21 protein-coding genes are annotated in these 26,610 nt (G+C 56.0%); 18 read left to right on the top strand and 3 right to left on the bottom strand.

The genetic code is table 11. The features are described from left to right. Window positions 1-1,593 (bottom strand): DEAD/DEAH box helicase (locus tag B5M42_RS12720; RefSeq protein WP_230632877.1); only part of this gene is annotated, 1,593 nt, incomplete at its 3' end. A 265-nt stretch (window positions 1,594-1,858) separates the two neighbouring features. Further along, window positions 1,859-2,545, bottom strand: coding sequence for a YhcN/YlaJ family sporulation lipoprotein (locus B5M42_RS12715; protein WP_167690035.1), 687 nt, complete (start codon window positions 2,543-2,545; stop codon window positions 1,859-1,861). Between the two features lie 287 nt (window positions 2,546-2,832). On the opposite strand from B5M42_RS12715, the gene coxB reads away from it, so the two are divergent. The 11 genes from coxB to B5M42_RS12660 all read left to right on the top strand — a co-directional run bounded on the left by coxB (window position 2,833) and on the right by B5M42_RS12660 (window position 12,498). Next, complete coding sequence (coxB, locus tag B5M42_RS12710; protein ID WP_134754415.1) at window positions 2,833-3,840, top strand: cytochrome c oxidase subunit II; 1,008 nt, start codon at window positions 2,833-2,835, stop codon at window positions 3,838-3,840. A gap of 69 nt (window positions 3,841-3,909) precedes the next feature. Beyond that, entirely contained in the window at window positions 3,910-5,721 is a 1,812-nt protein-coding gene (gene ctaD / locus B5M42_RS12705) for a cytochrome c oxidase subunit I (protein ID WP_167690037.1), read from the top strand. Beyond that, window positions 5,718-6,332, top strand: a complete 615-nt coding sequence (locus tag B5M42_RS12700; RefSeq protein WP_134754411.1) for a cytochrome (ubi)quinol oxidase subunit III — start codon at window positions 5,718-5,720, stop codon at window positions 6,330-6,332. Before ctaD ends, B5M42_RS12700 begins: the two co-directional genes overlap by 4 nt. A 1-nt stretch (window position 6,333) precedes the next feature. Then, a complete protein-coding gene (locus B5M42_RS12695; protein ID WP_134754409.1) occupies window positions 6,334-6,651 on the top strand; it encodes a cytochrome C oxidase subunit IV family protein in 318 nt (105 codons plus the stop codon). A gap of 88 nt (window positions 6,652-6,739) precedes the next feature. Further along, complete coding sequence (locus B5M42_RS12690; protein WP_134754407.1) at window positions 6,740-7,576, top strand: cytochrome c oxidase assembly protein; 837 nt, start codon at window positions 6,740-6,742, stop codon at window positions 7,574-7,576. Between the two features lie 30 nt (window positions 7,577-7,606). Beyond that, the gene (locus B5M42_RS12685; RefSeq protein WP_134754405.1) at window positions 7,607-8,062 is read left to right on the top strand and encodes a DUF420 domain-containing protein; all 456 of its coding nucleotides are present in this window, start codon (window positions 7,607-7,609) and stop codon (window positions 8,060-8,062) included. Between the two features lie 171 nt (window positions 8,063-8,233). Continuing rightward, the gene (locus B5M42_RS12680; protein WP_134754403.1) at window positions 8,234-8,971 is read left to right on the top strand and encodes a hypothetical protein; all 738 of its coding nucleotides are present in this window, start codon (window positions 8,234-8,236) and stop codon (window positions 8,969-8,971) included. Continuing rightward, entirely contained in the window at window positions 8,964-9,392 is a 429-nt protein-coding gene (locus B5M42_RS12675; protein ID WP_134754401.1) for a GntR family transcriptional regulator, read from the top strand. Before B5M42_RS12680 ends, B5M42_RS12675 begins: the two co-directional genes overlap by 8 nt. After that, entirely contained in the window at window positions 9,389-10,303 is a 915-nt protein-coding gene (locus B5M42_RS12670; RefSeq protein WP_134754399.1) for an ABC transporter ATP-binding protein, read from the top strand. The genes B5M42_RS12675 and B5M42_RS12670 overlap by 4 nt, the downstream gene beginning before the upstream one ends. A gap of 19 nt (window positions 10,304-10,322) precedes the next feature. After that, window positions 10,323-11,228 (top strand): ABC transporter ATP-binding protein, encoded by a 906-nt coding sequence (locus B5M42_RS12665; protein ID WP_134754397.1) that lies wholly within the window; start codon window positions 10,323-10,325, stop codon window positions 11,226-11,228. After that, the gene (locus tag B5M42_RS12660) at window positions 11,221-12,498 is read left to right on the top strand and encodes an ABC transporter permease (protein ID WP_134754395.1); all 1,278 of its coding nucleotides are present in this window, start codon (window positions 11,221-11,223) and stop codon (window positions 12,496-12,498) included. The genes B5M42_RS12665 and B5M42_RS12660 overlap by 8 nt, the downstream gene beginning before the upstream one ends. A 345-nt stretch (window positions 12,499-12,843) precedes the next feature. Here the strand turns inward: B5M42_RS12660 and B5M42_RS12655 are convergent, their stop codons facing one another. Beyond that, a complete protein-coding gene (locus B5M42_RS12655) occupies window positions 12,844-13,932 on the bottom strand; it encodes a glycosyltransferase family 4 protein (protein WP_134754393.1) in 1,089 nt (362 codons plus the stop codon). Between the two features lie 204 nt (window positions 13,933-14,136). On the opposite strand from B5M42_RS12655, the gene B5M42_RS12650 reads away from it, so the two are divergent. The 7 genes from B5M42_RS12650 (at window position 14,137) to B5M42_RS12620 (ending at window position 26,452) form a co-directional block, all read left to right on the top strand. Beyond that, window positions 14,137-15,660 carry a sensor histidine kinase gene (locus B5M42_RS12650; RefSeq protein ID WP_134754391.1) on the top strand — a complete coding sequence of 508 codons (1,524 nt, stop codon included), beginning with the start codon at window positions 14,137-14,139 and terminating at the stop codon, window positions 15,658-15,660. Next, window positions 15,638-16,324 carry a response regulator transcription factor gene (locus B5M42_RS12645; RefSeq protein WP_134754389.1) on the top strand — a complete coding sequence of 229 codons (687 nt, stop codon included), beginning with the start codon at window positions 15,638-15,640 and terminating at the stop codon, window positions 16,322-16,324. Before B5M42_RS12650 ends, B5M42_RS12645 begins: the two co-directional genes overlap by 23 nt. 27 nt (window positions 16,325-16,351) lie before the next feature. Further along, the gene (locus tag B5M42_RS12640; protein ID WP_134754387.1) at window positions 16,352-17,536 is read left to right on the top strand and encodes an MGDG synthase family glycosyltransferase; all 1,185 of its coding nucleotides are present in this window, start codon (window positions 16,352-16,354) and stop codon (window positions 17,534-17,536) included. Window positions 17,537-17,599: 63 nt separating this feature from the next. Further along, window positions 17,600-18,628, top strand: a complete 1,029-nt coding sequence (locus tag B5M42_RS12635; protein WP_134754385.1) for an alkaline phosphatase family protein — start codon at window positions 17,600-17,602, stop codon at window positions 18,626-18,628. Continuing rightward, entirely contained in the window at window positions 18,619-19,440 is an 822-nt protein-coding gene (locus B5M42_RS12630; RefSeq protein ID WP_230632876.1) for a polysaccharide deacetylase family protein, read from the top strand. Before B5M42_RS12635 ends, B5M42_RS12630 begins: the two co-directional genes overlap by 10 nt. A 244-nt stretch (window positions 19,441-19,684) precedes the next feature. Continuing rightward, on the top strand, window positions 19,685-25,876 hold the full coding sequence (locus tag B5M42_RS12625) for an alpha-amylase family glycosyl hydrolase (RefSeq protein ID WP_167690033.1): 6,192 nt from the start codon (window positions 19,685-19,687) through the stop codon (window positions 25,874-25,876). A gap of 174 nt (window positions 25,877-26,050) precedes the next feature. Beyond that, window positions 26,051-26,452, top strand: a complete 402-nt coding sequence (locus B5M42_RS12620) for a hypothetical protein (protein WP_134754383.1) — start codon at window positions 26,051-26,053, stop codon at window positions 26,450-26,452. Window positions 26,453-26,610 lie beyond the last annotated feature (158 nt).

Here is a 26,610-nt window from a genome sequence, read left to right as displayed (position 1 = left end):
CGCGCCGCGTTCGTCGCGAGCGAACCCGCCGTCGCCGCGTCCCTGACTAGCGCGGGTCGGCTTCTGCGGCCCGCGCGTGGGTGCAGCGCCGCCGCGTCCCGCCGCGGCAAAATCCGCGCCGCGCTCGTCGCGAGCGAACCCGCCGTCGCCGCGTCCCTGACTAGCGCGGGTCGGCTTCTGCGGCCCGCGCGTCGGTGCAGCGCTGCCAAGTCCCGCCGCCGCGAAGTCGCCGCCGCGCCCTGCATCGCGCCCCCGCGCTGCGCTCTCGCCGCCGCCGCGCCCCGCGTCGCGCCCCCGCGCTGCGCTCTCGCCGCCGCCGCGCCCTGCGTCGCGCCCGCGCGCAACGCCCCGAGCCCCGCGTCCCGCGCCGCGCTCGCTGCGCGCATCGCGCCCAGCGCCCCGCGCGCCGCCGCGTCCACGGCCCGCGCCGCCGCGCGGCTCGCGCGCTGCGCCCAGCGCTTCGTCGTCGCTGCGCTCCCGCCGCGGCTGATCGAGCTTCCGCAACGGCATGCGGATGCCTTTCTCGATCAGCTCGACGTGATACATATCGCGCGGCGAAGCGAACGTCACGGCAACGCCGGTTTGTCCAGCGCGTCCGGTCCGCCCGATCCGGTGGATGTAGCTCTCCGCGTCGTGCGGCACGTCATAATTGAAGACGTGTGTCACGCCTTCGACGTCGAGGCCGCGCGCGGCAACATCGGTTGCCACCAGCAGCTCGACCTTGCCGTCGCGGAACCGCTTCATCACCTGCTCGCGCTTGGCCTGCGACAAGTCGCCGTGCAGCTCGTCCGACGCATAGCCGCGCTCCAGCAGCGCTTCGTTCAGCGTCTGGGCCCGGCGCTTCGTCCGGCAAAAAATCATCGCCAAATACGGCTTATACCGATCGATGGCGCTGCACAGCGCATCCTGCTTGCCGCGGTCGCTCGTCGGCACCAGCACCTGCTCGATTTCCTTTAGCGTAATCCGCTTCGTCTCCACTTGAATTTCCCGCGGCTCGCGCATGTAGCCCTTCGACAGATTGCGAATCTGCTGTGGCATTGTGGCCGAGAACAGCAGCGTCTGACGGCGCGAGGACGTCTGGGAAATAATATCCTCAACCTCATTGAGAAAGCCCATATGCAGCATCTGATCGGCTTCGTCCAGCACGAGCATGCTCAGCTTGTGAAACAACAGCGAGCCGCGGCGCAAATGATCGAGCACCCGACCCGGCGTGCCTACTACGATATGAATGTTGCCTTCCAGCTTGCGCAGCTGCTTTTCGACGTCCTGACCGCCGTAAGCGGCCAGCACCTGTGCGCCCGTCACCGGAGCCAGCTTATGCAGCTCGCTTGTAATCTGAATCGCCAGCTCGCGCGTTGGCGTAAGAATGAGCGCTTGCACGTGCGGCTTGTCCGGTTGGACCAGCTCCAGCATCGGCAGCACGAACGCCAGCGTCTTGCCGGTGCCCGTCTGCGCCTGCGCAATCACATCATGTCCGGCCAGCAGCGCCGGAATCGAATCACGCTGAATCGGCGTCGGCTCGTGAACGCCCAGCGCGGCTAATTTTTGAACAACAGCCTCTTGAATCCCCAGTTTGGTAAATCCGTTTGACATAACGGCAAGCCAGCCCCTTTTTTCCTGCATCTATGGTTCCAATTGTACAGCATTGCCGCTCAAAAGCAACCGCAGCGCGCGTTCTTTCGCCTTCGCTCAAAAAACGCTACATATTATATAGAAGAAATTGGACGGCAAAAAGCCGCCTGACAGCGAAATTCGCTCGCAAGCGGCCATGCGTTCACAAGACGACATCCAATAATATCTGGGGTCTGACATGCGATGCGGCTGGCACCGCGCGGAAGGCACCGTTTTAGTTCGCCCTCTACGGCTTGGGCAGCAGCTGGGCCGTGCCAAAAATCTGTTCGACCATTTGATTGAACTGCGGAAGGTACGGTTCAAGCGGCTGGCCCTTCCAGCTTTCCTGCGCATAATTGTTCATCGTATTCACAAAATCGCGGTTGGCGGAAATATACACATCGAGCAGCTGCGGCTGCATCATGCGGATGCGTTCGGCAATCGTCTGCTTGAAGCGGTGAGTCAGCAGATCATGATGGATGGCGGTTTCATAGTTGTTGGCGCCGTTGTTGAGCTTGTTGGAGGACATCGTGTCGTCCGTAGGTCTTTCTACATTATAAATGCCGACGTTGGTGCCCTGATTATTCGTTTCCTTGCCGGTACGTTTGGTGCCTGTAGCGGAGTTGTCGATCATCAGCGCGACATACGCGTTCTGATCGGTCGTCATGACAATAGCGGTGTTGACGCCGTTCAGCGCGGCAACTTCATTGGACAGCACGCGGCTGTAGGCCAGCTGCTTATTGTTGTGGCTGACGGGGCCGTACAGCTGCTGCGTCTGATAGGCTCGTTCCGATTCCGCGGCTTGCTGAAGCGGCGCCCCGTAGTTCGTGGTGTCAGGGCTTTTGCCATATTGGACGTCGGAATTGGAGCAGGCGGGCAGCAGCAGGGTCAAAGCGAGCGCGCCGGCGAGCGGCAGCCTGGGGATCGGTCTCATCTTCGGCAAACCTCCTGCAAACGATGTGATAGGTATAGAATGAGATGTTTTTACGGTTTTATACGTTGGATAAATATAACCTTTCCTGCATAAACTCCGGAAGTCCAGGGAATAACCATGTAGGGAAAAAGTCTTGATGCAGCGCAGTTTTAAGAACAATTTGTGAACTTCTCTACAGCGATTGACAAAAAGTTTTAACGAATTTATAGTTAATAAAGTGATTAGATTGATTGACATGTGCGTGGCCTTCGTGGTAAAAATATTGGTTTAAAAGTGGGGTTGATACAATGATTCGATGGAAAAAGTTATGGCGTCTAATACCCCTTCTAGCGGTAATGACGTTCTTGCTGACAGGATGCGGGAGTGATACGCTGTCCACTTTGCAGCCAAGAGGGCCTGTTGCTTCGGAACAGCTTTTCTTGATGAAACTGAGCTTGTTTATCATGGTGTTTGTTGTAATTGTCGTGTTCGCGATCTATTTGTACGTTTTGGTTCGTTACCGTCAGCGTAAAGGCCAGGAGAATACGATTCCCAAGCAGGTCGAAGGCAACCACGTGCTGGAGATCATTTGGACAGTAATTCCGATTCTGCTGCTGCTGGTGCTTGCGGTTCCGACCGTTTCTTATACATTTAAGCACTCGACTGACTACAGAAAGGACAAGGATGCCGTCCACGTCAAAGTTACGGCGCATCAGTTCTGGTGGCAGTTTGAGTATCCGGATCTGGGTATTGCCACGGCTCAGGATCTGGTCATTCCGCAAGGCAAGATCATTGCATTCGAGTTGATTTCCGCTGACGTTAACCACGCGTTCTGGGTACCTTCCCTCGGCGGCAAAATCGACACCAACCCGGGCATTACGAATACGCTGTATCTGCAAGCCGACGAAATCGACACGTTTAAAGGCAAGTGCGCCGAGCTTTGCGGAGCGTCTCACGCCCTGATGGACTTCAAGGTCGTCGCCAAATCGCAAGCTGATTTCGACGCTTGGGCACAAAAAATGAAAGCGCCTGTCGCTGTAGCGGCCGATGTGCAAAAAGGCGAAGCGCTGTTTAAAGAAAACTGCATGTCCTGTCACGCCGTCAGCGCAGACGGATTGGGCATGGGTCCTAACCTCAATGGCTTCGCAGAGCGTTCGATGCTCGCAGGCGTTCTGGAGCATACGCAAGACAATGCGAAAAAATGGATCACGAATCCGCAAGCGGAGAAGCCGGGCAACAAAATGCCTGCTTTCGGCGGCAAGCTGGATGACGGCCAAATCAACGATATCGTGAATTACTTATGGAGCTTGAAATAATCCACTACCGGGATAAAGGAGGTAAATACGTTGGCTCACACACACACAGTCAAAAGATACAGCGGCCTCATGGATTGGCTGACCACAGTCGACCATAAGAAAATCGGCATCTTGTATCTGCTGGCAGGCGGCTTCTTCTTCCTCGTAGGGGGACTTGAAGCGATTCTCATTCGTCTCCAGCTGTTGTATCCGGATCAAAGCTTGTTCGTCGGCGACACGTTTAACCAGTTGACGACGATGCATGGCACGACGATGATCTTCTTTGCGGCGATGCCGCTGATCTTTGGTTTCATGAACGCCGTAGTGCCGCTGCAAATCGGCGCGCGCGACGTTGCGTTCCCGTTCGTCAACGCGCTTGGCTTCTGGTTGTTCTTCGCCGGCGGCGTGCTGATGAACACCAGCTGGTTCCTTGGCGGCGCTCCTGATGCCGGTTGGACCGGTTACGCCCCGCTGTCGACGATTGCCGACAACGCAGGCAACTTTCACGGCACTGATTTCTATGTATTGGGCTTGCAGATTGCCGGTATCGGCACATTGATCGGCGGGATTAACTTCCTCGTGACGATTATCAATATGCGCGCTCCAGGCATGACGTACATGCGTATGCCGATGTTTACTTGGACGGCTTTCATCACGTCTGGTCTGATTACGCTGGCGTTCCCGGCGATTACGGTTGCGTTGGTTGAGTTGATGTTTGACCGGATTTTCGGCGGCGCGTTCTTCGATGCGGCGCGCGGCGGCAACAACGTCCTCTGGGAGCATTTGTTCTGGATCTTCGGTCACCCCGAAGTTTACATTCTGATTCTTCCGTCGTTCGGTATCATTTCCGAGATTGTGTCAACCTTTTCCAAGAAACGCCTGTTTGGTTACAGCTCGATGGTATTCGCTACCGTGCTGATCGGCTTCTTGGGCTTCATGGTCTGGGTTCACCACATGTTTACGACAGGCATGGGTCCTGTAGCGAACTCGATCTTCGCGATTGCCACGATGGCGATTGCCGTTCCTACGGGCGTCAAAATCTTCAACTGGCTGTTCACCCTTTGGGGCGGTCAAATTCGTTTCACCACTGCCAATCTGTTCGCAACAGCGTTCATTCCGACATTTGTTATGGGCGGTACGACCGGGGTTATGCTCGCCATTCCTGCAGCTGACTTCCAGTACCATGACACCTACTTCGTCGTAGCGCATTTCCATTACGTCATCGTGGGCGGTCTGATTCTGGGTCTGTTCGCCGGCTTGTACTACTGGTGGCCGAAAATGTTCGGCACGATGTTGAGCGAAAAGCTGGGCAAATGGCATTTCTGGTTCTTCTTTATCGGTTTCCACATGACGTTCTTCCCGCAGCATTTCCTCGGTTTGATGGGGATGCCGCGCCGCGTATTTACGTATTTGCCAGGCCAAGGTCTTGAAGAGGGCAACTTCATCAGTACGATTGGCGCAGGCTTGATGGGCATTGGTACGATCATCTTGCTGATCAACATCATTGCAGCATCGACGAAAAAAGCAACCGCACCTGCCGATCCGTGGGATGCGCGTACGCTGGAGTGGGCGATTCCGTCCCCGGCTCCAGAGTACAACTTCAAGCAAACGCCGCTCGTTCGCGGTCTGGACGCCCTTTGGAAGGAAAAAATGGAAGGCAACAAGGAAATGACGCCGGCCGAACCAATCGGTTCGATCCACATGCCGTCGCCTTCGATCCTCCCGTTGGTGATGTCCGTTGGCTTGTTCATTGCAGGCTTTGGCTTTATGTACAAACATTATCTCGTTTCCGGTATCGGTATTGCTATTACGCTGATTGCGATGTTCCTTCGTTCGGTATACGACGATCACGGCTGGCACATTGAGCCGGAAGAATTGAAAGACAAGGGGGTTAAGGCATGAGTTCGCATCCTACCGGCGCACTGCCGGCACATCCCGAAACAGCCACCCTTGAAGGCAAAAACAAGGTTCTCGGCTTCTGGCTTTTCCTTGGCGCGGAAGTTGTCTTGTTCGGCTGCTTGTTCGCAACCTACATTGCGCTGCGCAATCACGTAACGGACGGCCCTACGGCTGAAGAAATCTTCAAGCTGAAAACCGTCGGCTGGTCGACGTTCATCTTGTTGACGAGCAGCTTGACCAGCGTTCTGGCGATCATCGCCATGCATAAGCAAAAGCTTGGGCAACTGCTGTTCTGGTTATTGATCACCGTTCTGTTCGGTTTATCTTTCCTTGGACTCGAAATTTACGAGTTCAGAGAATATGTGCATGAAGGTCACAAATTCGTCAGCAGCGCATTCGGCACGTCGTTTTATACGCTGGTCGGCTTCCACGGCGCGCACGTAGCGTTTGGTGTGACTTGGATTACCCTGTTGATTCTGCAAGGCTTGCGCAAAGGACTGACTGTCGTTACTGCGCCTAAGTTCTATGTAGCCAGCTTGTATTGGCACTTTGTCGACTTGGTCTGGGTATTTATCTTCACGGTCGTTTATTTGATGGGGAAGGTGGGTCACTAAGATGAGCAGCAATTCTCATGATACTCCCACTCCGAGCAAACGCCATAAGCAGGAGTCGCCTGCCAACCATTATTACTCGTACATCCTGTCGATTCTGCTGACGATGCTGGCTTTCGCCGTCGTCATCTACGGCGGTCTCGACCGATCCTTTATCCTTGTGTTTATCGTGGGCCTGGCCATTGTGCAGGCGCTCGTCCAATTATTGTTCTGGATGCACGCCAAAGAACGCGGACATCTGTTTCCGCTGATGTTCATCGGCGGCGGTGCGATTATTGCGCTGACCGGCGTCGCGGCGGCTGTGTACTGGACTTGGTGGTAATTCAAATGAAAGAGGCGGCTTTGTTCACACAAGGAGCCTCCTCTTTTTTTATCGGGTCTTTTTTATCCTGACGAATGAGGTGGAAGAAATGAATCTGGGCGGCGGTTTTTTTGAACTGTGGAGTCCTGTGGTGCTGCTGTTTGTGATCGTGGCGGGCTATGCGTATCATCGATGGACCGGCAGCCCCCAAGCGGGTCAAGCGGACGAGCTCCGCGTACCCCTTTCGCAAAAGCTGTCTTTTTATACAGGTCTCGTTTTATTCTACATCGGCCAGGGAAGCCCGATTAATTTTATCGGCCATCACTATCTGTTCAGCGTGCATATGCTGCAGCAGACGATGCTGTTTCTGATCGTGCCGATTTTTATCTGGCTGGGTACGCCGGAGCGCCTGTTTCAGTCGCTGCTGCGCAGCAAGGTGTTCAAGGCGCTGTTCCATTTTTTCACGCGTCCGTTTATCGCTTTGTTTTTGTTTAATATTTTGTTTTCGATCTATCATTTGCCGCTGGTAATGAATGCGCTGATGGCCAATGAGCTGATGTATTTCGGTTATCATATCGTTTTGTTCGCTTCCGCGTTTGCGATGTGGTATCCGGTGTTCCCGGTTGTGCGCGATGAGCGAGAGCTGAGCGATTTGAAAAAGATGGCGTACACGTTCGGCAACGGGATCCTGCTGACGCCGGCGTGCGCGCTGATTATTTTCGCCGATTCGGTTATTTACGATATGTACCAGAACGTAACGATCCCATTTGCCCACCTGTCCACGCTGGACGACCAGCAGCTCGGCGGCGTCATCATGAAGATTATTCAGGAGATTGTTTACGCAGCGGTACTGGCTTATACGTTCTTTAAATGGTATCGCCGGGAACGGGGCAAAGAAGACGATTATCCTGACGGTTACGTGGCTGACGGACCTACCGAGGCTTGATGGAACTGCGGGCAAGAGAGGATTAGGGAGATGCACATTTTACCTACGATCAGTACGTTGTTTATTGTCATTAGCGCGATTTTGGTCGGCTTTGGCTGGTATCATATCGTCAAGGGCAACCGTCAGACCCATCAAAAACTGATGGTGACCGGAGCGATTTTTGCCTTGGCGTTTTTTCTGATCTACGTATCGCGTACGTTGTTTGAAGGCAATACGGCGTTCGGTGGGCCGGAGAGCTTGAAGCTGCCGTATCACCTGTTTTTGTTTTTCCACATTGCGCTGGCGACGGTTGGCGGTGCATTGGGATTGGTCACGCTGTGGCTGGCTTATAAGCAGCGATTCTTGAAGCATAAGCGAATCGGCCGCTGGGCTGCGGTGATTTGGCTGCTGACGGCGCCGACAGGCGTTGTCGTCTACGTGCTGCTGTATGTTATGTATCCGGGCGGTCAGACGAAGCCGGTTATCGATGCGATTTTTGGTTTGTAATACGAGGGGCGAGGAGCCCGTAGAGGAGTCGGTCTTGTGAGCCATCACGAGATCGGCTTTTTTGTTTTGTACATGGCGGCAACTTCAAAATTGGGGATTGCACAAAACAAATTATTATGTGTATACTGTATATATAAATATACACATTATACACAGTGCGGGTAGGTGAAGATGTTGCTAAAGCAAGCATGGTGGCTGGCGCGCAAGGAGCTGCAGCCGACAACGTATTCAATTGTGTTGAACATGCTGTTCTATTTGTATGCCGCCGGGGTGATTCTTTCCATGAGCGTACAGCTTGGCGATACGGATACGTCGGGAGGAATGCGCCCGTTTACGGGGATCGTGCTGAATTTTTTTGTGATGGCGATTTTACCGAATTTGGGTTTTCTGATCAGCAGGCGTTATATGACCTATCGGACGACGGATGTGTTTACGAAAAAGCTTGCTTTCATGCGGCAGCTGCCGATTCCGCTGGCTGTGATTGTAAGCAGTCGTTTCATGCAGCTGCTGGTCACGCTTGTGCCGATGGCGCTGGTGCTGTTCGCCGGCTACGGAATTGTAGCGGCAGCGCTCAAGCTCGTTAGTTTCGGGACGCTGCAGTTCGTGGGCTTTTTCGTATTCTGGATCGGGTATTCGATTGTATTCGGCAGCTTGAACCTGTATTGGGAGCTGGGCTTGACCGGGCGGCAATATTTCAATCGCTGTATGATGATGGTGCCGGTCTACATTACGGCGGCTGTCATCTTGTGGTTGTGGCTCGGCGAATCGGTCTGGACGCGTTCGTTAAGCTGGGTGGACGACACGCACGGCCTAATCAGCTTGTTATCGCTAGCCATTGCCGCGTTGGTGGTACTGGGAATCGGTCGGGCGCTGGTCGGGCGGTTGAGGAAGCGTGATTGGCATGGATAAGGGCGCGTCTATCCCGATCCGGCTGTCCCCGGACAGTGCGGAGCCGATGTATCACCAGATTGAAGTCCAGCTGCGGGCCTTGATCTTGAGCGGCCGGCTCCCGGAGGGGACACTGCTGCCGTCCATTCGCGAGTTTGCGGCCGAGCTAACCTGCAGCGTGATTACGATTCGCCGCGTCTATCAGGATTTGGAGAATGAAGGCATCCTGCGGACGAAGCAGGGAACGGGTACGTTCGTAGCCCGTGTCGATACGGGCGAACGCGAGCGATACCGCAAGGAGGCTGTGGCCGAGGCGCTGCGCGAGGCGGCGCGAGCCGGCCTGCAGGTGCCGTGTACGCCGGGCGAGCTGCGGGCTTTGTTCGAAGAGGCGCTGGCCTTGGCTCGTGCCGATATGGGAATGAATGGGGGGAGCGAGTCATGAGCGAATACGCGATTTCCATCAAAGGCTTATGCAAAAAGCTAGATAAGCTGCAGCTGGGCCCCGTCGATTTGGAGCTGGAAGCCGGCTACGTCGTGGCGCTGGTCGGTCCGAACGGCTCGGGCAAAAGCTCGCTGCTGCGCATGCTGATGAACATGATGACGCCGGACAGCGGGGCGATTCAGCTATTGGGCCGCAAGCTGGATGCCGAGGACCTCGGCTTGAAGCAGCGCATCGGCTATGTGCCGGAGACGACAGAGTGGGCGCAGCTGGGCTTTGCAACGGTTGAGCAATTACGCGAGCTGTACGCGTATTGGTATACCGGCTGGAATGCGCAGATGTACGAACGGCTGCTGTCGCGTTATGAATTGGAGTCCGCGCAGCAGCTCGATCGGCTGTCGAAGGGGATGCAACGCAAGCTGGCGTTCGTGCAGGCGCTGGCCTATGATCCCGACATGCTGCTATTGGATGAGCCGACGGCGGGACTGGACCCTTTTGCCTGGCGGATGATGCTGGAGGATATGACCGCATTCATGGAGCGCGGCGGCAAATCGCTGCTGTTTACGACGCATATTCTCGATGAAGTGCGGCGGATCGCCGATTATGTGGTGTTTTTTTATGACGGAAAAGTGTTGGGCTGCTACGAGAAAGACGCGTTGCTAGACGGCTGGAAGACGTTCTGGACGGAAAAGCCGCAGCAAGCAGCCGGGCTGCCCGGCGTGCTGGAGATCGAGGCGACGGACGGCGCGTCTGTCGGCAAGGTGATCAGCGATGCGCCGCGGGCGACGGAGCTGGCGCTGCAGCAGGCCGGGGTCACGGTGACGCGTACCCAGGGGATGGAGCTGGATGAAATATTGAGCTATTTGATTCGCCGGCACAAGGCCGGAACATCTGCGGTCAAGCGGCCGCGCTAAATAGAAAGGGTGAAGACGCATGCTGCCTTTGCAGGTAGAGCAGGTGACCAAGGAATACGGGGACAAAATTGCCGTGAATGCGATCAATCTGGCGGTGCGCGAGGGGGAAATCTACGGCTTGCTTGGCGCTAACGGCGCGGGCAAGACGACGACGATGCGCATGGTGCTCGGACTGATTTATCCCGACAAGGGCCATATTCGCTGGAAGGGGCAGGGCTACCGCGACGAGCTGCGCACCCTGCTCGGGTATTTGCCGGAGGAGCGCGGCTTGTATCCCAAGATCAAGGTCAGCGAGCAGCTGTTATATTTGGCCGAATTGCGCGGCATGGGGCGCAAGCAAGCCGACCGGGAGCTAAAGCTGTGGCTGGAACGCTTTGAGGTGCCGGAATATTACAGCAAGCGAGTCGAGGAGTTGTCCAAGGGCAATCAGCAAAAAATTCAGTTTATCGCCGCGGTGATTCACAATCCCGATATTCTGATTCTTGATGAAGCGTTCAGCGGTCTGGACCCGGTTAATGTCGAGCTGCTGAAAAGCATGGTCAAGCTGCTGCGCGACGCCGGCAAAACGATCCTGTTCTCCAGCCACCGGATGGATCACGTCGAGGAGCTGTGCGAGAACATCTGTATTTTGCACAAGTCGAATACGGTGCTGCAGGGCCAGCTCAAGCAGATCAAGGCGTCGTTCCCCAAGGAACGCGTTTTGCTGGAAACTGACGAGGCTGTGGCCGGACTGGAACGGATTGCCGGCGTAACCTCGGTCGACAAGCATCTGAACGGCTACGAGCTGCGGATTCAGGGGCCGGAGGCCGCGCAGCGCATTCTCCAGCACGTTGTCGCCAGCGGCGCGGTGGTGCAGCGGTTTCAGCTGATGGAGCCGACGTTGAATGAAATTTTTATCCAGAAAGTAGGTCGAGCGCATGAATAGCATGTTGACGGTCATCCGGTTTACGTTCCTGTCGCGGTTTCGCTCCAAGTCGTTTCGCGTGATGAGCTTGATTCTGATTGTGCTGCTGTCCGTTCTGATCAATTTGCCGACGCTGATCGACAAGATGTCGTCGCATGAAGCGACGGGTATTGCTGTCGTTGGCGGCGAAGCCAGCCGGATCGCCGAGCGGCTGGAGGCGTATTACAGCCAGCAGGAGCAGCCGGACATTCGCATCGTGCCGCTGGCGGAGGGCGGAGACCCGGAAGCGGCGGCGCGGCAAATGATCGCGGACAAGAAGATCAAGGGCTATTTGCAAATCGCAGATGCGGCTGCCGGCGAATTCCCGCAGGTGACCTACAAGTCGGAGGGTTCGCTGGAATTCAGCTTGAAGAACAAGCTGCAAACCGCGCTGCAACAGGTGAAAACAGCGACCGTGCTGGAAGGCGCCAAGCTGACGGCAGACCAGCAAACGGCGCTGCGCACGCCGGTTAATCTCGCAACCGTGCAAATCTCCGCGAGCGGCGAAGCGGCCGGGGGCAAAAGCGAGTCGCAAATGGTCATGGCCTACGCGCTCGTCTACGCGCTGCTGTTCCTGCTCTACATGGGCGTCGTAGGCTTCGGCAACATGGTCGCGATGGAAATTACCGCGGAAAAAAGCTCGCGCGTGATGGAGGTGCTCATCACCAGCGTGGCGCCGCTCAAGCAAATGTTCGGCAAAATCATCGGCATCTGCCTGCTCGCCCTCGTGCAAATCGCCCTGATTATTGCGGTGGCTGCAGTGAATCTCGGCTTGTCGGGCAATGGCGAGCTGGTTCAGGAGCTGCATTTGAGCTGGGCCGACCTGCAGGTGTCGCTGATCTTTTACTTCCTGATCTTCTACCTGCTCGGGTTCTTTATTTACGCGACCTTGTTCGCTGCTGTGGGTTCGCTGGTTAGCCGTACGGAAGAGGTCGGCCAAGCGATCATGCCGGTGATGATGATTATTGTCGCTGCGTTCATGATTGCGATCTTCGGGCTGAATAACCCGACAGCAGGTTATGTGAAGGTGATGTCGTTCATGCCGTTCTTCTCGCCCCTGATCATGTTCCTGCGGATCGGGATGACCAGTCCTGCGGTCTGGGAGGTCTGGCTGGCGATTGCGCTGCAAGCGGCCGCGATTGTCGGCATGGCCTGGATCGCCGCGAAAATTTACCGTACCGGCGTGCTGATGTACGGCAAACGTCCTTCGCTGCGCGAGCTGCGCAAGGCGATGAAGGCTTTTAAGGTATAGGGATGGGGTAGAAAAAGAAGCCTGAATACATCAGAGCCTTGATGATTCAGGTTTTTTTATCTAGGCTTTACAAAAGCTAAACGTGAATTGGCCCATGCTACTCAATGAATCGTTAAAGCTGATTTTTCATCGGGCCCGGCCTAATTTGCATTGCATTGTGGATGCGAACGTTTTTAGCTTTCCCAAAGGTCACTTTATGGCTGCTTTCAGCTTGTATGGGATACTGGCGTTCCTGCTTTGGCGGCACACTTCAACAGTCGCAGGCCTTGCAGCATTGACGGCTGGCAGCTTGTTGATGATTAGGTTGCCGCTGGGCTGGTATCATAAACGGATCGGCAACTACGCTCAAGCCTTGTACAGACGCAGCAGTTGCTTGGCTGTCATTCGCCAGGTGAAGCGCTGCTGCACATCGCGTCGGGCTTGTCGGGCAAGCCGATCGGCTTTGGCATGATTGACGGCCAGACTCGCGATTTGCTTGGCGAAGGCGGCAGGGCTGTGATAGTTCGTTACCAGTAGTCCATTGCGCTCATGCCGGACGATCTCGGGAATGCCGCCGTTGCGCGAGGCAATGACAGGTACGCCGGAAGCCATCGCCTCCACGTTGACAAGCCCGAAGGCTTCGTGGCCCTGAGACGGACAGACGAAGCAATCCGCAGTGTTGTATAGCCGCGGCATGCGACTGCGCGAGACGTACCCTTTAAAAACGACAGGAATGCCAAGCGAGGAAGCGATCCGCTTCAAGCGAACCTTGTAGCCCGATTTGGCGGTTCCGCCAGCGATCACCAGCTTGATCCGGGGAACAGAACGCCTCGCGAGCTTGACTGCCTTCATTAACAAAGGAAGACCCTTGCGGGGAATCAGTCTGCCGGCAAAAAGAACGACAAACGGGGACGAGCCGTCTCGCCGCGATCGGCGGGGACGAAATTGCTGCGGATTCACACCCAAATGGACAAACCGGACCTTGCGGCTTTGCTCCGGGAATGTCTTGATCAGGTGATTGTGCAAGGAACGGCTGTTGCCAATAATCCGGCTGGCATAGCTAAGATCGGAAGCGGCTTGGCGCCTGGATGTCACCGGGGGCGAGATGAACGTTGTGGAATGCAGGAAGATTGAAATTAACGTATGGGGAAACAGCTTGCGAACGGCAGGGATAAAACGGGGGCGGTTGTCGATCTGGATCACATCATAGCTGCGCCCTTGAATGACGTTCAGGACATTGCGGAGATAGGCGGATGTCGTAGCTCCTTGAACGCGGATGATTTTCACATTCCCGTATACGCTGGTCTTGGGATACCCGCGACGCCAACGGCTTACAATTGTGACGTGATGCGACGATGGTATTTGCTTGGCAATCTGGTAGATGCAGTGCTCGACAGAGCTCCCCACAAGCGGAGGCACCGGATTTTGCTCAGGGGCGATAATTAATATACGCAAACGTATCCAACCTTTCTGGTCATAAATTCCTGATTCTGCATCTTATTCAGGTAGTGCGCAATGTGTTTTGGACGGGGCGATCAGGAATTAAGAAAAATTTAAGAAAGGCTTCACCGGGACTTCATTTTTTCCGCTTATGATGACGTTGGAAGGCCTTACGCCCGGAACAAAAGTAAAAAGTCTGGCCAAACGGAGACGATGCGCATGTCCATTCGACTGAAGCTGCTGCTTTCCTACGCGGCTATGCTGATCGTACCGCTGCTGATGATGGTGATTACAGCAGCTTTGCTGATCGTTGTATTCCGCGGCGACGTTCGCAGCCTTTGGCAGCAATACGGGCAGGACGGGACCCTGTTTGAAAACCATACGCTGGAGCGCTTGGAAAAGGAACTGTGGCGCACAGCCGAAAGCAATCCTGCTGCGCTCGCCGACCGGGCTTATCTGGCCGACATCGACCAGGAACTGCAGACCGGCAAGTCCGCGCTTGTCGTACACAAGCAAGGCGAAATGGTGTATGCTTCCCCTGCCCTGCAGAATGCGGCGCTGCTGCAGCGGCCAAGCTGGTCGGAGGAAGCTTCCCCGTCGGATCGAGGAGCGAACCGACCGGCGCATATCGAGCATGAGGAGCCGCAGCGCTACGGCAGTCAGTGGCTGGCCATCGTCCATTTCGCATTTACGAACGCCGATGGCACGCCGGGAACGCTGATGATTGTAACCACGGTCAATCCGCTGGTCAATTTTGCGCGCGAGTTTTTTCCGATTCTGTTTATTGCGCTGGCGATTATTTTGATTTTGACTCATTCGCTGCTCACTTATTTTGTGTCGCGGAGCATTGTTACGCCTTTACGTGAGCTGAAGCAGGCGATGAAACGCATGAAGGCAGGCGATCTCGATGTGCAGGTGCGCATCGACAGCAAAGATGAAATTGGCGAGCTTAGTCTCGCCTTCGAGCAAATGCGGCGGGAGCTGCGCCAGTCGATGGATACGCAGGCACAATATGAGAACAACCGCAAGGAGCTGATTTCCAACATTTCGCATGATTTGCGAACTCCGCTGACCGCTCTTCGCGGCTATATAGACGGGTTGGGCGACGGCATCGCCGATACGCCGCAAAAGCGTCAAAAATATATGGAGATCATTTCGGCCAAAGCCGAAGAAATGGAGCATTTGATTGACGAGCTGTTTTTGTATTCCAAGCTGGATTTGAAGCAGCTGCCGTTTCATTTTGAACAGGTAGAGCTGGCCGCCTTTTTGGCCGACTGGTCGGAGGAATTGGCTTTTGAGCTGGGCAAGCAAGGCGTCGACTTTACGGCGGAGCTTGATCTTGCGCCTGTGAACCTTTCACTGGATCGCGACAAGATCAGGCGCGTTTTCGCCAACATGATCGACAATGCACTGAAATATATGAATAAGCCGGAAAAACGGCTGCAGCTGCGCGCTTACGCAGCAAACGACGTGGTTTGCATCGAGCTTGAGGATAACGGCCTGGGGATTGATGCAGAGGCGCTGCCGCATATTTTTGAGCGCTTTTATCGCGCGGATCCGTCACGCAATAGTCATACCGGCGGTAGCGGTCTGGGATTGGCGATTTCCAAGCAAATTGTCGAGGGGCACGGCGGAACGATTCACGCAGCGAGCGTCAAAGGCGAATGGACTCGCATCAGCATTCATTTACCGCTAAAACCAATAAAGATGGTGATTCCTGATGAAACGCATTTTAATTGTTGAAGACGAGCAGTTGATTGCCGAGCTGGAACGCGACTATCTGGAGGTCAGCGGCTATGCGACCGATATCGCGGCGGATGGCGAGAAAGGCTTGCGGCTGGGCTTGAGCGGCGAATATGATTTGATTTTGCTGGATGTGATGTTGCCTGTGATGAACGGCTTTGAGGTGTGCAAGCGGCTGCGTGAGGTAATTAACCTTCCGATTCTGATGGTAACGGCGAAGAAGGAAGACATCGATGTCATTAAGGGTCTGGGTCTGGGGGCTGATGATTACATCACGAAACCGTTCAAGCCAGGAGAGCTGGTTGCGAGGGTGAAAGCGCATTTGGCCCGTTACGAGCGAATTCGCGGCGAGAAGGAGCATAAAGAAGTGATCGAAGCGCACGGCCTCACCATCGATTACGGAGCGCGGCGTGTGTACCTGGGCGAACGGGAAGTGGTGCTGACGACCAAGGAGCTGGAACTGCTGTATTTTCTGGCCTCGAATCCGGACCGGGTGTTCAGCAAGGATCATCTGTTTGAGCGCATTTGGGGAATTCACGCGCTGGGCGATACGCAGACCGTAACTGTGCATATCCGCAAGCTGAGAGAGAAGCTGGAGGGCGGCCAACCGCCGACGGAGTTTATAGAAACCGTCTGGGGAGCGGGCTATCGGTTTCGGCTGTAAGCTTCACATTCGGGGGGAGGGACGAGGATGGAGCGAAATCCGCGAATCTTGATTTTGACGGCCAGCTACGGCAATGGACATATAACGGCTGCGCGTGCGCTGCGGCAGCAGCTGCACCGGCAGGGAGTTACGCAAGTAACAATTGTCGATTTGATGAAGGAAGGCCATCCGATCCTGCATACGATTGCCCATTCGTTGATTCATACCAGCCTGCAAACTTCGAGAATCGGTCTCAACTACTATGGCTGGAGCTACTATTGGACTCGGGAGGCGAGGGGGGCTGCTTGGTTTCAGCAATCGACCCGGGCACTGGGACGCAAAAAGCTCGGTGAGTTGCTTGGGCAGCTGTGCCCGGATGCGGTTGTAACGACGTTTCCGTTCGCAGTGTCTCCCGAGTTGTGCCGGGAGCGAGGCATTCGCAATTACACTGTGCTTACAGACTACGCGCTGCATGCCTCGTGGCTCCATCCGGGAGTCGACGGCTATTACGTCGCCACAGAGGAGCTCAAGCAGCAGATGATGCTGCGGGGCATCGGCTGCGAGCGGATCGCGGTCAGCGGCATCCCGATTATGGACAACGGCTCCTGTGCCCGAGCCTGCGCTCCTGCGGACGGGGAAGGGAAGACGATTCTGGTCATGGCGACAGATAAAGGAGCTGCGGGCTACGCGGCCGAAATGATTCATGCGCTCAGCGGCATCGCCGGCACGCGTATTCACGTCGTCTGCGGTCATCAAGACAAGCTTCGGCTCAAGCTGGACGCCCGGTTCGCGGAGGCGGGCAACGTTTACGTGGACGGGTTTGTCGACAACCTGCCCGAACGGATGGAGCAGGCGTCTTGTCTGGTCACCAAAGCGGGTGGGTTGACGCTGAGCGAAGCGATCGCGCTGGAGCTGCCGTTGTATATTTACCGGCCGTACGCCGGGCAGGAGCGAGAGAACGCCCGGTATTTGGCCGGACGGGGCGCTGCTCGCGTGCATCAGGAGCTGGGGGAGCTGACAGCGGACATCGCCGCTTTCCTCCAGCAGCCCCGAATGCAGCAGAACGCTCGTATGAGGCTGCAGGCGATACAGAAGCCGGACGCAGCGGCGTCTATCGTGCAGGATTTGCTGGGGAAGCTGGCGAGTCCGCCGCGCTATATGCCGGAAGATCAAACTGCGGCGTTGCAAGCAGCGCTGCCGGATTTCGGCTCCATGCTGCCGAATGTCCGTTAACTGAGCACCTGCTCGAGCTCCAGCCAATTGTTGCACAACGCCGAAAGGAAGGGATTTTGGCTTATGTTCAAAAGCAAATCTGCAGTCCTGCTCCTGCCCCTCCTGCTGGCGGCCTGTTCTCCGCTTGGGGGCGGCGCCAGCCCTGCGCCGGCTGCGGTAGATCAGCGCTCCAAACCGGCGCCCTCCACCGCGGCCGCGCAGCATGCAGCGAAGGTGCAGCAGACCGCTTCTCCAGCCTCGGGCGGAGCCTTTGCGTCATCTGCTGCCACGGCTCCCGGCCAGTCGCCGGTTATATCGCCCGCGCCAGCGGCACAAAAGCCTCTCGCTTCGGGGACTGATCTGCCGAAGCCCGATCATGTGGTCATAGTCGTTGAAGAGAACCATTCCTTCGAGAAGGTGATCGGCAGCAAAGCGGCTCCTTATATCAACGGACTGGTGCAGCAAGGCGCCTTTTTCACGCAATCATTTGCTGTTGCTCATCCGAGCCAGCCGAATTATCTCGTGCTATTTTCCGGCTCGGATCAAGGGATCAAGGATGATTCCTGCGGCCATACCTTCAAGGCGGCAAACCTGGCCAGTTCCCTGATTCAAGCTCAGCTTACGTTCGGCGGCTATTCGGAGGATTTACCCGAAACTGGCTCGACAGCCTGTACACATGGTCAATACGGCCGCAAACATAGTCCCTGGGTGAATTTCAGCAACGTGCCCAAGGAAACGAATATGCCGCTCGACAGCTTTCCGGCCGACGATTTCAGCAAGCTGCCGACGGTGTCGTTCGTGATTCCTAATCTTGACAACGATATGCACGACGGATCGATCCGCGCTGCAGATGATTGGCTCAAGGAGCATCTGGACCCCTATGTGCAGTGGGCCGCTTCGCACAATAGCCTGCTGATCGTGACATGGGACGAAGACGACAACAGCCGGAACAACCATATTCCGACCTTGATGGCCGGGCCGATGGTTGCCATCGGCTCCTACGATCAGCGGATTACGCATCTCAACGTACTGCGCACTCTGGAGGATATGTATGGTCTCCCGCACGCCGGGAAATCAGGAGACGCAGCAGCAATAACCGGAGTTTGGCGTTAGCCGGTCGCCTGCGATCGCCTCGGCCGTTTGCGCTCGCGCTGCATGTCATTCACGATGCTGCTGTTCCAAGAGGGCGAGAGGAGGAGATGAAAGTGAGCAAACTGCTTGAATGTTTGGCAGCTGGTATTTTCATTTATTCGGTGCTGCCCACGTTGCTGGTCAGGATGGGCAAGCTGGGCGTGTACAGGAAAGGCAGGAGCGGAGTGGCTTTGACCTTTGATGACGGGCCGGACCCTGCTTACACACCGCAATTGCTTGATTTGCTAAAGGCGTATCGGGTACGGGCGACCTTTTTTGTACTGGGATCGAAGGCACTGCGCCATCCGGAGCTTATTACGCGCATGCATCGGGAAGGGCATCTGATCGGGATTCATAATTATGTACACTGGACCAACGCCTTAATGACACCCGGAAAGGTGCGAAGGCAATTACGCGATTCCATCGCCGTTATCGAACGTATTACCGGAGTTCAGACTGTTTATTACCGGCCGCCTTGGGGGGTCATCAACATTTTTGATCTTTTCCTGCTTAGACGGGTTCGAATGGTGTTATGGTCCTTGATGGTTCGGGACTGGAGCAGCAACGGCGGCAAGGAACGAATCCGAAGCGAGCTGCTGACCAAAATGAAAAGCGGCGATGTGATCGTGCTGCACGACAGTGGACAGACGCTAGGCGCCGACGAAAACGCTCCGTGCTATATGCTGGAAGCTTTAGCGGAGGTTCTCGATGAATGCCTGCGGCGCGGCTTTCACTTCCTGCGCATCGATATGAAGATGCAGATGGAGGGGTGGCTCCAAGGCAGAATCCCGTAAATTCTCAAGAAGTTGGAGACCTGGATACAATCAGAACGACTGATTGATCCGGGTTTTTCTATGAGTATGGATGCGTGAGGAAACAGGTCAACATTTTCCCCTCTATCGTGCAATCCAGTACCTCTATCCGCAGAAGCGGACGATGTTATGATGTAAAGCGAACCGCGAGGCGGCATTTTACAGATATGTAAGCGCTATTATCTCGGCGGGTTCGCGGAATGACATGGAGGAGGGAACAAGGGAAATGACGATGTGGCGCCAAAAAGGAAGCTTCAGATTCGTAGCGGCGACTGTAGCTGCGTTGATGGTATTGCAGCTGCTGCTGAGCGTGGTCGGCAGATCGACCCCGGTCTATGCAACGCAGACGCTGGAGGAACAGCCGGGAGGGACAACGAAATGGGTTGTCGTCGGCAGCTTCCAGGGCTGGTCGAACGATTCGACGGCTACGCAGATGAAGCATTTGGTGGGGGATTTCTATCAGTATTCAACGTATTTGGACGCCGGGCACTATGAGTTCAAATTGGTGCATAGCGGTTCATGGGACGGATTCAGCAATAACGGCAACAATTTCAATCTGGATCTGGCTGCAGGAGCGCAGGTCGATTTTTACATCAATGAAGAAATCGGGCAGGCCCGCATTTCATTGCCGGGAGTGGACGGGTTAAGCCAGTATGTGCCTGCGTTACCGGCGGAGCAGTGGCCGCGCCTGGTCGGCACGGTGCAATCGGTATGGGGCGAAAGCGACTGGTCGCCTTCCGAGGCCCAGCAGCTGCTGGTGGACTATTATTTTGATAATACGGTATATAAAATTCAGCGGACGTTCCCGGTCGGCTCCTACGAAGCCAAGGTTGTATTCGGCAACGACTGGAACGCCAGCAATTACGGCGACGCCAACGGACAGAATCTGAAGCTCGTGACGCTCGACCCGGCGGATGTGACGTTCTCGATCGATAACGCCGCGGGAACTAAGGCGCTGACGCACAATTATGTGCCCAAGGAGGGCACGTTTGACGGCCAAATTCAACGCGATCGGCTTGTTTTTGACAGCAGGTCGATAACGTATAAAAAGCCGTTCGGCGCGATTCAGGCCGGCCAGCAGGACGTGACGCTGCGTATTGAGGCGAAAAAAGACGATGTGCAGACCGCCAAGCTCGATCTGACTTCGCCTGACGGGCTGTCGCATTCGTACAGCATGCGCAAGGTGACGAGCGTCGAGGACCGCGATTATTTCGAGGCGGTGGTGCCCAAGCAAGATTTTGCCGGTCAAATTGGCGTGTGGGGCTACAAGTTTATTGTGGTCGACGGCCAGACGAAGGTGGAATACGGCGATGACGGCATCCGCGGCGGCGCGGGCTCGGTGAGCGACGAAGGAGCGCTGCCGTTCGATTTGACGGTATACGATCCGAATTACCGCACGCCGGATTGGATGAAGGAAGCGGTCGTCTATCAAATTTTCCCGGACCGCTTTTTTGACGGCAACAAGGACAATAACCGGGCCAAGCTGGCCGACGGCGCGCGCGGAGCCAACAGCGAAGCGAATGCAACGAGCAAGGGCGGCCAGAAGCTGCAGTTTTTTGACGGCGGTATCGCCAATGATCCGGCCCCTTCCCAGGTGTGGGGACAGTGGTCGGCCGTGCCGGAGAATCCGGACCGTTCCACGCCGGAGAACGCGCCTTATTACCCGGGCGCTTCAACGGACGGCGCTTGGACGAATGAATTTTACGGCGGCGATATTCAGGGCATTCAGCAGAAGCTGAGCTATCTGAAATCGCTGGGCGTGACAGCGGTATATTTGAACCCTGTCGCTTGGGCGGCCTCCAATCACAAGTATGACGCGACGGATTACAAGCATCTCGATCCGATGTTTGGTCAGCCTGTGTACAATACGCCGGATGATCCGGCTTCGGGGCTCGATTACGTCAAGACGCGCGAGGAATCCGACAAGGTGTTCGAGGCGTTCACAGCCGGGGCGCGCGCAGCGGGCATTAAAGTGATCAACGACGGCGTGTTCAACCATGTGGGCGACGACTCGATTTATTTTGACCGTTACGGGAAGTATCCGGAAATCGGTTCTTATGAGTACTGGTCCAAGGTGTATGACTTGATGAACGCTTCCGGCAAGACGCAGGGGCAAGCGGAGACTGAGGTGCGGGCTTCATTTACCAGCCAAATTAATCCGCTGACCGGCGTGGCTTACAAGTGGCCGGATGATTTCAAATATGTCAGCTGGTTCACGGTGTTGAACGAAAAGGTCAAGAACCGCGACGACGACGGCTTGCATTATCAATACGATGCGTGGTGGGGCTACGATTCCTTGCCGGTGATGGATGCGAAAAGTCCGCAGACGGCGCCGACGGAATATTTGCCGGCCGATGCGTTGTCCATTCCGGGCGAGCACGAATGGAACAATATTAACTACCGCGACAATGTGATCGGCTACGATCTGGCGAGCCATAACGATGCGGAAGCTTCGCAGATGATGCAGGAGGTCAATTCCCAGCGCTGGCTGTGGATGGGGACGAGCGGCTGGCGACTTGACGTAGCTCCCGACGTGTCCGGACCGACTTGGCAGAAATTCCGCCAAGCGGTCAAATCGGCCGCAGGCCGCGAAGACGCTAACGGAAATATGATCGACAATCCGGTCATTATCGGCGAAGAGTGGGGCGTAGCTACCAAGTATCTGCTCGGCGATCAGTTCGATTCCGTCATGAACTATCGGTTCCGCGGCGCGATTCAGAACTTTATTGCTTCCGGCAATGCCGGACAGCTGAACGACGCGCTGGAATCGATCCGCGAGGATTATCCACAGGAAGCCTGGCAGGCGATGATGAATCTGGTCGATTCGCACGATACGACCCGTTCGATTACGAAATACGACCATCCGGAGTGGGAAGAAGAGCATTTGCGCATCGCCGAAGACGCCAGCGACAATGCGTTGAAGCAGCAAGCGCTGACGGCGATTTTCCAAATGGGTTATCCGGGCGCGCCAACGATTTATTATGGCGATGAAGTCGGTCTGACCGGCACCAAGGACCCGGATTCGCGCCGCGCCTTCCCGTGGGAACGCGTTACGGAAACCGCGGACGGCTTTGTGGGCAACGGGCGGTACGCCGATTTGCTGGCCACGTACCAAAAGGCGGCCAAGGTCCGCCAAGAGAACCCGGTATTCAGTACGGGTGAGCTGAAAACGGCCTATTCGCAAAACGACGTGATTGCCTATGCGCGCAAAAACGACACCAAGGGCGGCATGCTCGTCATCAACAGGGGAACGACGGAGCAAACGTTCCAAGCCGACGTTGCCGGCTTCCTGCCGAACGGGCTGACGCTGGTCGATCAGCTGCATGACGGCATCCAAAGCGTTGTAACGGGCGGCAAGGTGACGCTGACCGTACCGGCGCAGACCGGCCTGATGATGGTGTCGACGCAAATCCTGCAGACGGTAGCGCCGGTCACGGATCTGACGGCAGCCGGGCAGAACGGCAGCGTGCATCTGACCTGGAGCGCGGTTCCTAGCGCCGAGAGCTACCATGTGTACCGCGCAGCGATTGAAGGCGGCGCCTTGCAGCTCGCCGGGGATACGACAAGTGCGTCGTTTGACGACCTCGACGTGGTGAACGGCACGAAATATTATTACGCGGTCACGGCGCAAATCGGCGCGGGCGAAAGCTTCCTGAGCGACATGGTCTCGGCGACGCCTGCGTATCCGATCAGCAGCGTCGGCACACCTTCTACGGTGACGGACAGTGTATATATCGGCGTTGGCAAAACGACAGGCAGCATCTATGTCTTGATCGATGTGCCCGGACTGACGGACCAGCCGCAATACGCCGGCAAGGAAGCGCCTAACCTGCTGGCTCGTCTGGCTTTTTACAAGGAGGGCTCCGACCCGGCGGCGGCGCAGGAATCGAAGCTGCGTTACGATTCGGATCAAGGCTCGGCCAAAAGGTATTGGGCGTCCTTCGAGCCAACCGAAGCGGGCAATTACTTGTATTATGGCAAAGCTTCCACGGACAACGGAGAAACCTATGTGTTATCGGCCACGAACGTCGTAGAAGCGCAAGCCGATCCGAACGATCTGATTGCGCCGGCAGCTCCGGTGCTGGCCGACTTTACGGTGGAATCGAACCGGGCCAATGTCAAATGGCAAAGCAGTGACGACACGGTTGCGGGTTTTGAAATTTATCGGAAAAGCGTCTCTGACTCGACCTATCGGAAAATCGCTGTGCTCGCCCCGTCGGCGGCTAATTATATCGATTATTCCGTGAGCAACGATACGTTGTATACGTACCGGGTAGCGGCTTTCGATGCTTCCTATAACCGCTCGTTCTCGGAGGAGAAAAGCGTAACGCCGAAGCTCGTGATGGTCGATGTGACCTTGCGTTTGCAAATTCCGGGCTACACGCCGACCAGCGACGATATTTATCTGGCAGGCAGCATCAACGGCTGGAACGCCAGCGGTACGAAGCTGCAGGTGCCAAGCGGAGCAACCGACCGCAACATCGTGGAATATTCATTTAAAATGATGGCGGGCAAATCGATCGAATACAAATATACGCGCGGCGCGTGGTCGACCGAAGCGTTTACGAGCCACAGCCGCACGCCGGGCGATACGCAGGATTACGGCAACTGGGCTTACAGCTCCACGGACACGAACATGAAGCTCACGGTAGCGAATCAGGGCGACAACAAAATGCTCGTCAACGATTACGTGCTGCGCTGGGTCGATATGCCGATGATGATTGCCATGCCGCGAATTTCATACGGCGAAGACATCCAGTTCACCACATCTGAAGCCTCGGTGCGCTTGAAGGGCGTTGTGCCGTATGGCGTGTCGTTTACGATCAATGGTCAGCCGATTCCAAACGGAACGATGGATGCAACGGGCAATGTGGACATCGCTTCGCTGCCGCTGCTGGACGGGTTAAATACGTTTGTCCTGTCGATCGAGCCGACCGAGGAAACACTCAACCAGCCGTGGTATACCGATAAGGGCCGCAAAGCTCAAGCGACGAAAACCATCGTGATGAGCATTACGAAAACGGCGTCTTCGCCTGGGGATGGCGGAAACAACGGTGGCAACAATGGCGGCAATAACGGCGGGAACAACGGTGGCAACAATGGTGGGAACAATGGTGGGAACAATGGAAACAACGGTGGCAATAACGGAAACAATGGCAATAACGGCAATAACAACGGAAACAACGGCAATAACGGAAACAATGGCAATAACGGAAACAATGGTAATAACGGAAACAATGGTAATAACGGCAATAACAACGGAAACAACGGCAGCACGCCGACTCCAAAACCGGCTGCCGGTCAAAAGCAAGTTGCCGAGGACGTTTTTAAAAACTCGCAGGGAAGCGTCAAGGTCGCGCTCGGCGTGGCAGAGAAGCAGGTGCTGCTGCCAGCCAAAGCGGCGGAGCTGCTGGGCTCCAAGCCGCTGGAAATCACGGGCGATCGTGTGACGGTGAGCATTCCTTCAGCCATTTTCGCCAGCCTGCAAAACATGATTCCTGCCGGCGCAGCAGACGGCGCACAGTTGACCGTATCGGTACAGCCGGTTGCGCAAGCGGATACGTCTGCGCTGCTGGTCAAAGGCTCGGAGCAGTCGCAAGCCTCGGTGAATCTGGCCGGCGATGTTTACGAGTTCGGACTGGGCGTTTTGACGAAGGACGGCAAGGAGCTGAAGCTGACGCATTTTGACGAGCCGGTTACGCTTGTATTCAAGGCCGATCCGAATGCCGATGCCAAGCTGGCCGGCGTCTACTACATCGATGATCAGGGCGGCTTGGAGTATGTCGGCGGCGTTCTGAAGGGCGGCGCGTGGTCGGCGGACGTCTACCATTTCAGCAAATACGGCGTGCTCTCCTACGACAAGTCGTATCGCGACGTGGCGGCCAGCCATTGGGCTGCCGATGCGATCAAGCAGCTGTCCGCCAAGCACGTGCTGAGCGGAGTGAGCGATACGGATTTTGCGCCGGAGCGCAACGTGACGCGCGCTGAATTTGCCGCCATGCTCGTTCGCGCGCTTGGTGTGAAAGCCGAGCCTGCGGCTGGCGACAGCGTATTTGCCGACGTGGACAGCGGCGCATGGTACGCCGGTGAAGTGGCGGCGGCTTACCGCCTCGGCCTCGTCAACGGCAAAAGCGCAACGCAGTTCGCGCCCGGCGACAACATCACCCGCGAAGAGATGGCGGCGATGATTGTGCGCGCGTATGAGTCGCGAAGCGGGCAGAAGGCAACCGGCGACGGCGCGTTGAATGCGCAGCGCTTTGCCGATGCCGCGCAAATCAGCGGCTGGGCGCAGGCCTATGTCTCCGCAGGCGTGCAGCTTTCGCTGCTGCATGGCCGCAGCGAGCTGGCGTTTGCGCCGCAGGATAACGCGACGCGCGCGGAAAGCGCGCAAGTGCTGCTGAATCTTTTGCAGCCATAGAAGGACAGAAGCGCCCCGGTTTCGGGGCGTTTTTTGTTTGGGAACGGTGTGGTTAGACCGGCGGACAACGATCAAATAGGGGAAATGTGTGGGAAACACATGCGCAGAAGAATTTTTTCGATATTATTTCCGGTATAATAGGTTATACCTATACTTCATTTCCAGAGGATGACGATGAGAAAAATAACACATGCCGACGTGGCTCGGCTGCTGGATGATGTGCAGAGCGGTTGCTGTCGTCTGACCGACGAAGAGATCGTCGAGATGGTCGGCCAATGGGTGCCTAGTCATAATTGCGAGGATGCGGCCGGCGGTTTTTTGCAGGTGGTTCCCGTGCTCATTGCCGACCGTCCCCACTTGGAGCGTGTGTTGCTGAAAATTGCCATTCGTCCGATGTTTTATTTGGGAATCGTCAAGGCGGGTCAGGTTTTCGCTTGGGTGGATGGTTTTGTAAAACGAGTGAACGATCGACCCTCCGAGACGTATATCCGGTGGCTAAGCCACGAGCTGACGCCGGTGGGCAAATCTGCGCTCATCTCCGACATTTTAAGAGAATTGCAGCAAGAAGAGGCGTAATTCATAGCCCAAGGGCAATCGGCGCAAGAGCCCGTTTCTATCGAAATTTGATGGAAGCGGGCTTTGTTGCGTGCAGGAGAGCAGTTTCGGGTGTTGGGGAGCGGAAGCGACGCTTGCGGCGGCGGGCGCCGGGAGCGCTGGGGAGGCTGAAGCAGGGC

Origin of the sequence: Paenibacillus athensensis (assembly GCF_004514475.2) — a bacterium.
Lineage (GTDB): Bacteria > Bacillota > Bacilli > Paenibacillales > NBRC-103111 > Paenibacillus_AL > Paenibacillus_AL athensensis.
Note: the sequence above shows the minus strand (reverse complement) of the source record. Positions and strands in the feature narration are given on the sequence as shown.